This window comes from Phenylobacterium sp. (genome assembly GCF_020253645.1).
Lineage (GTDB): Bacteria > Pseudomonadota > Alphaproteobacteria > Caulobacterales > Caulobacteraceae > Phenylobacterium.
This window is the reverse complement of the sequence record NZ_JADCBG010000022.1, coordinates 1-11,288: the sequence shown is the minus strand read 5'-3', so window position 1 is coordinate 11,288 and position 11,288 is coordinate 1. Positions and strand designations below refer to the sequence as shown.

The following is an 11,288-nucleotide window of genomic DNA, read 5'->3' as shown; positions in this document are numbered from 1 at the left end:
GGAATGACAATGGCTTGATTGCTCCCCATCAGGGGGAGCTCCCCGCGTAGCGGGGTGAGGGGGTGCAACGGCGGCGCAGCTTCCCCCTCCGGCCCGCTGCGCGGTCCACCTCCCCCTGAAAGGTGGAGGAATTCCAGGCCCCGCCTTCCCCGACGTCCCCCCACCCCGCCGCTTGACGACCGTGCCCCCCGCGCCCATCAAGCGGGGCGATGACCCTCGCCTCCCTTGCAGACGCACCCGCCGCCGCCGAATGGCGCAGCCTGGTCGAGAAGACCCTCAAGGGTCAGCCCCTCGACACCCTGGTCTCGGCCACGGCCGAGGGCCTGCCCATCGCCCCGCTCTACCTGCCGGGCGAGGGGCCGCGCACCGCCCTGGCCCTGCCCGCCCGCGACGCCGAGCGGCCCTGGGACCTGCGGGCCGCCGTCGCCCATCCCGACCCGGCCCGGGCCAACGCCGACCTCCTGGCCGACCTCAAGGGCGGGGCCGCCTCGGCCCTGGTCCGCATCGACCCGACGGGCGCCGCGGGCGTCGCCATCGGCTCCGCCGCCGGCCTGGAGGCCGCGCTCAAGGACATCATCCTGGAGATCGCCCCCGTCGCCCTCGACGCCGGTTTCCTTGGGCCCCAGGCCGCCGACTGGCTGGCCGGGGTCGCGCGCGGCTCTCCCTCCGCCAGGCTCAACTTCCACATGGATCCCCTGGGCGCCCTGGCCGCCGCCGGCGCCAGCCCGGGACCGGTGGAATCCCACCTGGTCTCGGCCGCCACGGTCGCCGCGCGCCTCGCCGCCCGGCACCCGCAGGCGGGCCTCTTCCTGGCCTCGGGTCGCATCGTCCACGAGGCGGGTGGCGGCGAGGCCGCAGAGCTGGCCTTCGCCGCGGCCAGCGCCCTCGCCTACGCCCGCGCCGCCGTCCGTGCGGGCCTGTCCATGGAGGAGGCCTGGGGCGGGACCTGGCTGGGCCTGTCCGCCGACGCCGACTACTTCGTCACCCTCGCCAAGGTCCGCGCCGCCCGCGCCGTCTGGGCCCGCCTGACCAGCGCCTGCGGGGTCTCCGTCCCCGCCCGGATCGAGGCCCGCTCCTCGCACCGCATGCTGGCGGCGAAGGACGCCTGGACCAACATGCTGCGCCTGGGCGCCGCCTGCGCCGGCGCAGCCATGGGCGGGGCCGACGCCATCGTCCTGGGGACCTTCACCGATCCCCTCGGCCTGCCCACCGCCTTCGCCCGCCGGCAGAGCCGCAACACCCAGCTGGTCCTGATGGAAGAGGCCCACATCGGCCGGGTGGCCGATCCGGCGGCCGGGGCGGGCTATATCGAGGCCCTGACCGACGCCATGGCCCGGGCCGCCTGGGCCCGCTTCCAGGCCCTCGAGGCCGCCGGAGGCGTCATCGCCGCCCTGGAGTCGGGCCTCGTCCTGCGCCAGGCCGAGGAGGCCGCCGAGGCCCGCGCCGCCGCCGGCGAGCCCCGCATCGTCGGCGTCACCGCCTTCCCGCCCGAGGCCGAGGCCCCCATCGAGGTCGAGCCTGCGCCCGCCGTCCCGGCCGCCGCCGCCCCCGACCCGCGCCTGCCGGGGCCGGACACCCGGTGCCCGCCCCTCGTCCCCATCCGCCTGTCCCAGGCCTGGGAGTCCCGCTGATGACCCGCGCCTTCCCCGACTTCGCCACCCTGGACTACGCCCCGCCGGCCGACGCCGCCCCGGCCTCCGGCGCCGCCTGGAGCACGCCCGAGGGCATTGACGTGGCGCCCGCCTACGGCCCCGCCGATGTGGCCGGCCTGGCCGATCCCGGCTTCCCGGGCCTCGCCCCCTTCGTCCGGGGCCCCTACCCGACCATGTATCTCACCAACCCGTGGACCATCCGCCAGTACGCCGGCTTCTCCACGGCCGAGGACTCCAACGCCTTCTACCGCCGCAACCTGGCGGCCGGGCAGATGGGCCTGTCCATCGCCTTCGACCTGGCCACCCACCGGGGCTACGATTCCGACCACCCGCGGGTCCGGGGCGATGTCGGCATGGCCGGCGTGGCCATCGACTCCATCCTCGACATGCGCACCCTTTTCGACGGCATCCCGCTGGACAAGATGAGCGTGTCCATGACGATGAACGGCGCGGTCCTGCCGATCCTCGCCCTCTACATCGTCGCCGCCGAGGAGCAGGGCGTCGCCCACGCCCAGCTGTCGGGCACCATCCAGAACGACATCCTCAAGGAGTTCCTGGTCCGGAACACCTACATCTATCCGCCCGGACCTTCGATGCGGATCATTTCCGACATCTTTTCATATACTTCGCGCGAAATGCCGAAGTTCAACTCCATCTCGATCTCGGGCTATCACATCCAGGAGGCCGGGGCGACGCTGGACCTGGAGCTGGCCTACACCCTGGCCGACGGCATCGACTATGTCCGCGCCGGCGTAGCCGCGGGCATGACCGTCGACCAGTTTGCGCCCCGCCTGTCCTTCTTCTGGAACGCGGGCATGAACGCCTTCATGGAGATCGCCAAGCAGCGGGCCGGACGCCTGCTCTGGGCCAAGCTCATGAAGGAGAACTTCGACCCGAAGGACGCCCGGTCCCTGGCCCTGCGCGCCCACACCCAGACCTCCGGCTGGAGCCTCGCCGCCGCCGACGTCTACAACAATGTGCCGCGCACCCTGATCGAGGCCATGGCCGCGACCGGGGGCCAGACCCAGAGCCTGCACACCAACTCGCTGGACGAGGCCCTGGCCCTGCCCACCGACTTCTCGGCCCGCATCGCCCGCAACACCCAGCTCTTCCTGCAGCTGGAGAGCGGCCAGAACCGGGTGATCGACCCCTGGGGCGGCGCCTACTATGTCGAGCGCCTCACCGCCGAGCTGGCGGCCCGCGCCCTTGAGCACATCGCCGAGGTCGAGGCCCTGGGCGGCATGGCCCGGGCCATCGAGGACGGCCTGCCCAAGCGGCGGATCGAGGAGGCCTCGGCCCGCACCCAGGCCATGATCGACTCCGGTCGCCAGAGCGTGGTCGGCGTCAACCGCTACCGGCCCGAGACCGCCGACGTCATCCCCGTGCTCAAGGTCGACAACACCGCCGTACGCGAGCGCCAGCTGGAGAAGCTGGCCCGCCTGAAGGCCGAGCGCGACCCCGCCGCCGTCGAGGCCGCCCTCAACGCCCTGACCGAGGGCGCCCGGGGCGGCGCCAACCTCCTGGAGCTGTCCGTCGAGGCCGCCCGCGCCAAGGCCACGGTGGGCGAGATCTCCCTGGCCCTGGAAAGGGTTTTCGGCCGCCACAAGGCGAAGGCCGACGCCGTCCAGGGGGTCTACCTCAAGGCCGCCGGCGACACGCCGGCCAGCGTCCGCGCCCGCGCCCTCACCGCCGGCTTCGTGGAAGCGGACGGCCGCAAGCCGCGCATCCTCGTCGCCAAGATGGGCCAGGATGGCCACGACCGCGGCCAGAAGGTCATCGCCTCCGGCTTCACCGACCTGGGCTTCGACGTCGACATCGGCGACCTCTTCCAGACCCCGGCCGAGGCCGCGGAGCTGGCCGTGCAGAACAATGTCCACATGGTCGGCGCCAGCTCCCTGGCCGCCGGCCACCTGACCCTGGTGCCCGAGCTCAAGGCCGAGCTGGCCCGCCTGGGCCACCCGGACATCCTGGTGGTGGTGGGCGGCGTCATTCCCCCCGAGGACTTCGACGCCCTCCGCGAAGCCGGCGTCGCCGCCATCTTCACCCCCGGAACCGTGGTGCCCGAAGCCGCCATCGAGGTCATGGACCGCCTGAACGAGACCCTCGGCTACGCCCAGCTCAAGGGTTGAACCCAATGGGCGCCATGGAGCGATGACCGACAACAAGCGAGTTCGCGCTTGCACCCTGGGCGTCAATGACGTACTCGCATCGCGTGAAAACGATCCCGATCACCGTCGCCGAGGCCCAGGTTTTCGCGCGTTCGGCGGAAAGGATTTGGAACGAAGCAGAGCGCGCTCAACTCGTCGACTTTATCGCTCTCAATCCCGAGGCCGGTGACGTTGTCATCGGGACAGGCGGAGTGAGGAAGTTGCGTTGGGTCGCGCGCAGGCGGTGGCCGCTTTCGCGGCGAGGATCAAGGCTGCTGCGGACGGAAGATAAGGAGGATGGCGATGTCGAGCCTTGGCAAGGACCTCATCGAGGCGATGGAAGAGGCCGCTGCGCATGCCGAGGGCAAGGGCGGGGCGGCGCGCGTCCATACGATCGAGGTTCCCGACGTACGGGCGATCCGCGAGGTGCTGGGGCTCTCCCAGCAAGCGTTCGCCCGCGCCTACCGGATTCCGCTTGCAACGCTGAAGGGCTGGGAGCAGGGCCGCCGCCACCCCGACGCCACCGCCAGCGCCTATCTGTCGGTGATCGCCCATCTGCCCCGCGAGGCTCGCGAGGCGCTGAGCGCGGCGTGAGCGCTCAGGCCTGTTTCAAGGTCGACAGAGGCCCTGCCCTCGAAACTCGGACCTGGGCGCCCGTGTTCCTCGGCTCAGGCGGATTAATCGTTTGTCGTCGGCAGGCTTGTCGGCGCAACACCCTGAACGGAGCCCCCAATGCCCACCTTGCAGTTGCCCCGCCACAACCTGACCATTGGGGGCGCTGACCTCTGTGTCATCGCTGGATTGAATGTTCTTGAAGACGAAGGACTTGCCCTGGAGGTCGCCGGCCACCTGAAATCGGTGACGGAAGCGCTGGGTCTGCCCTTCGTGTTCAAAGCGAGCTTCGACAAGGCCAATCGATCCTCGCTCGACAGCTATCGTGGACCGGGACTGGATCCGGGGCTGAGGATGCTGACCGCCGTGAAGGCGAAGCACGACCTGCCCATTGCATCTGACATCCATGAGCCCGGGCAGGCCGAACGCGCGTCGGAGGTGATCGACGTTCTCCAGATTCCGGCTTTCCTTTGCCGTCAGACCGATCTCATCGTATCGGCGGCGAAGGCTGCAAAGGCCTCAGATGGCTGGCTTCACGTCAAGAAAGGTCAGTTTCTCGCGCCCCTGGACTGCGGGAATATCGTCGCCAAGGCGCGCGACGCCATCGGGGAGGATCGGGTCGTGCTGTGCGAGAGGGGGGTGTCCTTCGGCTACAACAGTCTCGTCGTCGACATGCTGGGCATTGAGCAGATGCGCGGACTGGGCTGCCCCGTGACGATCGACGCCACACACTCCGTTCAGCTCCCGGGCGCAGACCCGAGAACCGGCGGGAAGTCGACAGGGGGGCGCCGGAACGGAGTCGCGACCATCGCCTGCGCCGCGGTGGCGGCTGGCGTCGATGGGGTGTTCCTCGAATTCCACCCCGATCCCGACAAGGCGCTCTGTGATGGCCCGAGTTGCCTTCCCTTAAGCTCCGCCGAGGCGCTCCTGGCAAAACTGAAGGCGTTCCACAGGGTCGCTCGTCAGTAGTCACCACACCGACCCGAGACGCTGCGAGGCCAACCTCTCCGCCCCGCCTACAGTCCGAACGCGGCGCGGAACTCCAGCTTCACGGCCTCCAGCACAGCCGCAGTCACCGGCAGGGTGACCTCGTAGGCGCCCTCGACATAGGGCCCTCGGCATAGGGCGCGACCAGGATCCCGATCCGGTCAAGGGGCCGCCGGAAGGCGACGCCTCATCCCGGGGCGAAGAAAAATTCGTTCCGCTGTCGATTTGACGCCGGATTAACGATGGCCTGACGCCCGGGGAGACGTCCCCAGCTCAAAACGGTCCTGCGAGCCGGCCAACGCCCGTCAGCGCGTCGGCAGGCACAGTTTGAAACTCGAAACCAGGACCATCGTCATGAAAAAGCACTCCCTCACCCTCCTCGCCATCGGCCTTCTCGCCCTGTCGGGCGGCGCCGCGTCAGCCCAGTCCAGCCTCGACGGAGTCTCGGTCAAGGTGTCCCGCGCCGGCCTCGACCTCAACACGGAGGCCGGCGCCAGGACTCTCCTGAAGCGTATCGAGCATGCGGCCGCCGAGGTGTGCGGCGGCGAGCCTTCCAACCGGCTGGATCGCTTCCAGAAGTTCCGCCCCTGCACGAGGGAAGTCGTCCAGCGCACCGTTTCGGGGATCAACTCGCCGACCCTGACCGCGGTGTACGGCGGCAGCGCAACCCTGGTCGTGGCCCGGCAGCAGACAGGCCAGTAACCCCGCGCCGCCGGCCGGCGCCTGCGCTCCGGCCGGCTCCGGGTCTTCCCCCCGGTTCGCGCGCGCGCCTGAGGCACTGGCCTTCACCACCCGAGCCCATATACTCCCGCCCGATCTCAGTCATCCAGGTCAGGGAAGGGGGCGGGGGAGTTGGAGTCCGATCCTTCGGCGCGCGTCAGGCTTCTCGGGGGCTTCGAGCTCTTCGACCTTGATGGGGAGCCGATCCGCATCACCGGTCGCAGGGCCCGGGGGCTCATGGCGATGCTGTGCCTCGAGGGCCGGGGAGGACTGCTCAGGGACCGGATCTGCGGGCTCCTCTGGGGAGACCGGCCCGACGAGCAGGCGCGCGGCAGCCTGCGCCAATGCCTGTTCGAACTTCGGACTGCGCTGGGTTCACGAGCCGACGCCCTTCTGGAGGTGGGACGGGAACGGGTGGCGATCCGCCCGGGCAGCCTCCTGACCGACATCGACACGCTCAGGGCCGGCCTTCAATCGGACGATCAGGACATGCTGGCCGGAACCGCCTCTCAACTCGCCTCAGGACCCTTGCTGGAAGGCCTGGAGCTGCCGGGCCCCTTCCAGGAGTGGCTCGATCAGGCGCGCGGGGCCTGGGAGGCGGCGCTTCTCGATGAACTGACCCGACGGCTGGCCGTCCTGGAGGCGGCGGGCCGCTGGGAGGCCGTACGGCTTCTGTCCGAAGGCTATCTCAGGCGCGACCCCCTTCAGGAGACCGTGGCGGCGTCGGCCATCCGTGCGGACCTCGCCAGCGACCGTCCGTCAGAGGCCCGGCGCCGCTACCTCGCCATCCGGCAGGCGCTTTCCGACGAGCTCGGCGTCGCTCCGGGGGCCGACCTGGAGCGCGCGATCCTGGCAGGGGCTCAGGATGCGCCGCCGACGCCCCTCCCCACGCCCCCCGCGGTGACGCCCGCCACAGTGGCCTCTCCGACCGCCGGGCCGATCCTGGCGGTGCTCGCCTTCGAGAACCAGTCGGGCGATCCCGACTTCCTGTATCTCTCCGATGGGATTTCGGAGGAGATCCTGCACGCCGTCTCGCAGACCACGCCCCTGAAGATCATCGGCCGGTCGTCGAGTTTCCAGCTGCGCGGCGCTGAGAAATCGGCTGCCAATGTGGCTGCCCAACTCGGGGCGACCCACCTCCTTGACGGTTCCGTCCGGCGTAATGGCGCGCGCGTGCGCATTACGACCCAGCTGGTGGAGTGCGCCAGCCAGACCATGCTCTGGAGCGACCGGTTTGATCGTGAACTCTCCGACGTCTTCGCGCTCCAGGACGACATTTCGCAAGCCGTGGCCATCGCCCTGAAGAGCCGGTTTGCAGGCCGCGATATCGGGTCTGTCGATCCGGTCGTCCTCGACCTCTACCTGAGGGCCCGGGATCTCAGGCCAGATCGGTTGGCGTATGACGCCCGCCTGCTTGGCGAGGCGTTGGAACGGGCACCGGACTTTGTCCCCGCCTGGGAGGCGCTCATGTATGATCTGGCTGTCCAGGCCCGCTATGGGGGCAATCCCGAGAAGTCGAGAAACCATCTGGCACAGATGGAGGTCGCGGCGGAGCGGGCGCTCGCTCTGGATCCAGGGACCGTCGTGCCCTTTCGTGTCCGCGCCATGACGGCCGCGCACTGTGGCGCCTTCGCCGAAAGCGAGCGATTGATCAATCTCTGCCTGGCGCGCGGGGCAAGCGATCCGCTGGACCTCATCCATGCCGGTGGCGTTGCGTCCGATGTCGGGCGTAATCGATTGGCGCTAGACTATGCCCAGCGGGCCTTTGAGTTGGACCCGCTCAACCAGGTGACCTTCACCGTGCGCGCGATCTACCGTCTGGGCGTTGGAAACTGGGCGGAGGCCCGGGACCAGTTCGACGAGGGTGTACGCCGCTGGCCCGACGGCGGCTTTCTGCGCTCAAGCGCCATTGTTTGCGCCGTGCAGGCTGAAGATTGGGAGCGCGTCGATCTTTGGGCCAGGGCCCCGGGCGATCCCGGAGTTGACGGACCCTGGATCGAAACGCTTGTTGCCTACGCCCGCGAGGCCCGGGTTGCGAACTCCGGGCTCGCCACACAGTTCCTGGCGAGCCAGAAAGCTTTGCTTGAATCCACTGGCCTGATCGCCCTTTCCCACCTGGGGCGGCTTTGTCAGCTGGGCCTGGCGGATGAGGCGTTCGCCCTGGTCGAAGCGTCCGACTTCAGCCCCTATTTCTCGGCGGGGACGCGCCTCGCCCCGCCGGACGTGGGGCTGTCTTGCCTGTTCTGCGTCGACCAGAGGGATCTGCGGGCCGACCCCCGGTTTCTGCGTCTGTGCACCAAGCTGGGCCTTTGCGATTACTGGGTCAGGTCGGGAAACTGGCCGGACTGCGCCGATGAAGTGGACTACGATTTTCGCGCCCTGGCGCGGGACCTTGCAGCGATCTGAGCCGCCTCAGGGGACCAGCCTTCCACTCGGTTGGTAAGCCTGCGCAAGCCCGCACAGACAACACCAGACGAGAGGGTTTTCGATGACCAAGATGTCCCCCGCCGAGGCCATGACGGCGATGCTCGAAGCGCTCGCCCCCAGCCAGCGTCCCTTCGGCTATGGACAGTTGCTGGAGGCCGCTCAGGCCCTGACCTCCAGCTCAGCGACCGAAGCGGCCCTGATCCTGGGCGTCCTCGGCACATCCCAGTTCGCGCGCATAGCCACCCCGCCGCCGGTCGGCGTCCCGCTCAGCTTCCCGGCCGACCATAGGGTCCACCTGGAGAACAGCGAGGAGTGGTACTGGATCAGCGCCAATCTGACCGCCAGCGACGGCATGACCAAGCTTGGCGTGCTGACAACCACCCAAAGCACGCGGCTGGTGCCCCAGGACATCCAGGCCAGCGCCGGATGGAGCGACGCCGAATCCCACATCGCCCACAGCGCGACCACTGTCGCGGTGAATGATGGAACCCGTAGCTTCCTGGTTCGCCGCAAGCCGAACGTGAAATGGCGGATCGGGGGCGACGACGTGGTCTTCCCGTCTGTGGACCAGCCGCTCTATCGTTGCGGTGACGATGTCATGACCTGGGGAAGCGAACAGGTGCTGCCCCTGCGGGTCCAGTCGGGCGACGGGGACATGTCCATCGATCTGACCCTGTCCACGGACATGCCCCTTGAGAGCGCATGGTTCCTCCAGGCGCTGGCCGGTCGCTCGCCGCCGCCGCGGCCGGGCATCTATTACAGCTGGCCGCAACTGAAGGTGACCGGAACGGTGACGATCGGCGAAAAGGTCTACGAGGTTTCCGGAACCGGCTGGATCGACCACCAGTTGATGATGGCGACGCCCCCCGACGCCCTCCATCCGCCGCCGCCCATCCTCCCGCCCACCCTCAATGCGCTCGATAACGGCTACCGCGGATGGCAGTGGTGCCAGTTCAATTTCGAGAACGGCGACGCCTACACCGGCGCGACCTTCCAGGACGGGGCTTTCCGCACGAATCTCCCATCGACCTTCAGCGGCTATATCACCAGGGTGGACGGCGTCTGGGTCCCGCAGCAGGTCAATGCGGAGTGGCGCCTCGACGCCCTTATCAACAGCCTGTCCGATGTCCTTCAGCCCACCGAGTGGACCTACCAGCTGACCGGAACCCATGTCGACGGGTCGGGGGTGACCGCGACGTCGGGGACGATCGTCGCAACGCCCCTGCATCCTGACGGCGGCTTCTATGGCGGCGGCCTGCAGGTCAACTCGGAGGTCGCCGCCACGGTGATCCTGACCCGCAACCCGGTGTCGGGCCCCGCCATGACCCTGGCCGGCGCCGGGTACTGCGAGACCGTCAGCGCCGAACCCCGCGCGCATTATGTCAAGCGGGCGCTCGCCGTCCTCGCGGGGGAAGCGGCGCCCCCGACGCCCTGAGCCGGCATCGCCCCGCTCACGGCCCGAAGGCCGCCCGGAACTCCGGCTTCACGGCCTCCAGGACCGCGGGGGTCACCGGCAGGGTGACCTCGTAGGCGCCCTCCACATAGGGGCCCGCCGCATAGGGGGCGACCAGGATCCCGATCCGGTTGAAGGTCCTCCGGTTCGACGAGCCGAGGATCACCGTCTGCTCGGACGGCGCGATGCAGGCGTCGAACTCATCGCCGCTGGCCCGGTTCACGGGCTGGCCCCGACGTTCGGCCCTCTGCGTGTCGAGGGCCTCGCAGAAGGGTGCGCCGATGGCCGCGTCCAGCGCCTCCGGCGAGGTGAACAGGTCCAGGGCGGGGCGCTCCACCCCCGCCTTCCGGTCCCAGACCAGGGAATCGAAGCCTGAATTCGGATGGGCGCCGCCTTCGAAGACGCTGATGTGCTGGGACAGGCTGAGCCAGCCCGGCAGGGTCGCCGTCACCCTCCATTCCACCGAAAGCTCGTGAGGCAGGAAGGGCCGGTCCGGGTCGGAGGCGGCCTCACGGCGGGCGTCGGCGGCCTCATGGGCGAAGGCGCGCCTGACCGCGTCCTGGTCCTTCGCCAGGCGCGCGCGCAGGGCGGGAACGGCCTCCACGGCCGACGGCCAGCGGTAGCTGAAGGCATAGTCGGCTGTCCGGACCTCAACCCCGCCAGCTTTCGGCCCGGGTCCGGCGGCGCCCAGCAGGACGACGGCGGCGGCGGCCAGAATCGTCCTTCGGAACATGGCCGGCCTCAGACGATGTCGCCGGCGGCCGCCTCGGCCAGCAGGTAGAGCCGACCCGCCTCGGTCGACAACAGGGCGCCGACCTCCCGGCCCGAACGGTCGCGCCGGTTGGCCGTCTCGATCTCGGTCTGGTAGCGGGCGAGGAAGTCCATGACCGAGCGGCGCATGCGCGGCTCTTCCAGCAGGCGGCGCGACAGCTTGCGGGTGGCGGCGGGGGCGAGGCGGCGCACCGTGTCCCGCGCCAGGTCGGCCTGCCCGTCCGTGATCATGGTCGCCAGCTCATCCACCCGAGTCACCGGCAGAAGCACGGTGGGGTCTATGCCAAGGGCGCGGATCTCGTCGGCCAGGAAGTCCATGGACTCCGCGTCAGGCCCGGTCCTCTGGCCGTCGGAGTCAACCGTCGACAGGAGGTCCCGCCAGGTCCAGCCGCCGCCGGCGGGAGGCGTCCGGGCCGGGGCCGGGCCGGCTGGCGGCCGCGCGGCGGGGGGCTCGGGGCGCAGGGCCTGCAGGGCCTCGGAGGGGCCGCCTGCAGACTCGAAGATCTCCGAGAAGCTCTC

General features: G+C 69.7%; 8 protein-coding genes and 1 pseudogene. 7 read left to right on the top strand and 2 right to left on the bottom strand.

All coding sequences use genetic code 11. The features are described from left to right. The first annotated feature begins 209 nt into the window (after nucleotides 1–209). From INE98_RS01530 to INE98_RS01500, 7 genes are all read left to right on the top strand, one after another. Complete coding sequence (locus INE98_RS01530; protein ID WP_293536006.1) at nucleotides 210–1,631, top strand: methylmalonyl-CoA mutase family protein; 1,422 nt, start codon at nucleotides 210–212, stop codon at nucleotides 1,629–1,631. After that, nucleotides 1,631–3,781, top strand: coding sequence for a methylmalonyl-CoA mutase (gene scpA, locus INE98_RS01525; protein WP_293536005.1), 2,151 nt, complete (start codon nucleotides 1,631–1,633; stop codon nucleotides 3,779–3,781). The genes INE98_RS01530 and scpA overlap by 1 nt, the downstream gene beginning before the upstream one ends. 315 nt (nucleotides 3,782–4,096) lie before the next feature. Continuing rightward, nucleotides 4,097–4,393 (top strand): helix-turn-helix domain-containing protein, encoded by a 297-nt coding sequence (locus INE98_RS01520; protein WP_293518219.1) that lies wholly within the window; start codon nucleotides 4,097–4,099, stop codon nucleotides 4,391–4,393. 138 nt (nucleotides 4,394–4,531) lie between these two features. Continuing rightward, nucleotides 4,532–5,380, top strand: coding sequence for a 3-deoxy-8-phosphooctulonate synthase (kdsA, locus tag INE98_RS01515; RefSeq protein WP_293535057.1), 849 nt, complete (start codon nucleotides 4,532–4,534; stop codon nucleotides 5,378–5,380). Between the two features lie 372 nt (nucleotides 5,381–5,752). Beyond that, the gene (locus tag INE98_RS01510) at nucleotides 5,753–6,100 is read left to right on the top strand and encodes a UrcA family protein (protein ID WP_293536004.1); all 348 of its coding nucleotides are present in this window, start codon (nucleotides 5,753–5,755) and stop codon (nucleotides 6,098–6,100) included. A gap of 150 nt (nucleotides 6,101–6,250) precedes the next feature. Then, complete coding sequence (locus INE98_RS01505; RefSeq protein ID WP_293536003.1) at nucleotides 6,251–8,524, top strand: BTAD domain-containing putative transcriptional regulator; 2,274 nt, start codon at nucleotides 6,251–6,253, stop codon at nucleotides 8,522–8,524. Between the two features lie 82 nt (nucleotides 8,525–8,606). After that, entirely contained in the window at nucleotides 8,607–9,980 is a 1,374-nt protein-coding gene (locus INE98_RS01500; RefSeq protein WP_293536002.1) for a lipocalin-like domain-containing protein, read from the top strand. A 16-nt stretch (nucleotides 9,981–9,996) separates the two neighbouring features. Here INE98_RS01500 and INE98_RS01495 read toward each other — a convergent pair whose 3' ends face one another. Next, a complete protein-coding gene (locus INE98_RS01495; protein ID WP_293536001.1) occupies nucleotides 9,997–10,731 on the bottom strand; it encodes a DUF4163 domain-containing protein in 735 nt (244 codons plus the stop codon). A gap of 8 nt (nucleotides 10,732–10,739) precedes the next feature. Continuing rightward, a pseudogene (locus tag INE98_RS01490) lies at nucleotides 10,740–11,288 on the bottom strand (polar localization protein TipN); the annotation flags it as partial.

What these genes read in the sequence shown, in the direction of transcription:
- INE98_RS01530 (WP_293536006.1), top strand. Translation starts at nt 210, where the DNA reads ATGACCCTCGCCTCCCTTGCAGACGCACCCGCCGCCGCCGAATGGCGC.
- scpA (WP_293536005.1), top strand. Translation starts at nt 1,631, where the DNA reads ATGACCCGCGCCTTCCCCGACTTCGCCACCCTGGACTACGCCCCGCCG.
- INE98_RS01520 (WP_293518219.1), top strand. Translation starts at nt 4,097, where the DNA reads ATGGCGATGTCGAGCCTTGGCAAGGACCTCATCGAGGCGATGGAAGAG.
- kdsA (WP_293535057.1), top strand. Translation starts at nt 4,532, where the DNA reads ATGCCCACCTTGCAGTTGCCCCGCCACAACCTGACCATTGGGGGCGCT.
- INE98_RS01510 (WP_293536004.1), top strand. Translation starts at nt 5,753, where the DNA reads ATGAAAAAGCACTCCCTCACCCTCCTCGCCATCGGCCTTCTCGCCCTG.
- INE98_RS01500 (WP_293536002.1), top strand. Translation starts at nt 8,607, where the DNA reads ATGACCAAGATGTCCCCCGCCGAGGCCATGACGGCGATGCTCGAAGCG.
- INE98_RS01495 (WP_293536001.1), bottom strand. Translation starts at nt 10,731, where the DNA reads ATGTTCCGAAGGACGATTCTGGCCGCCGCCGCCGTCGTCCTGCTGGGC.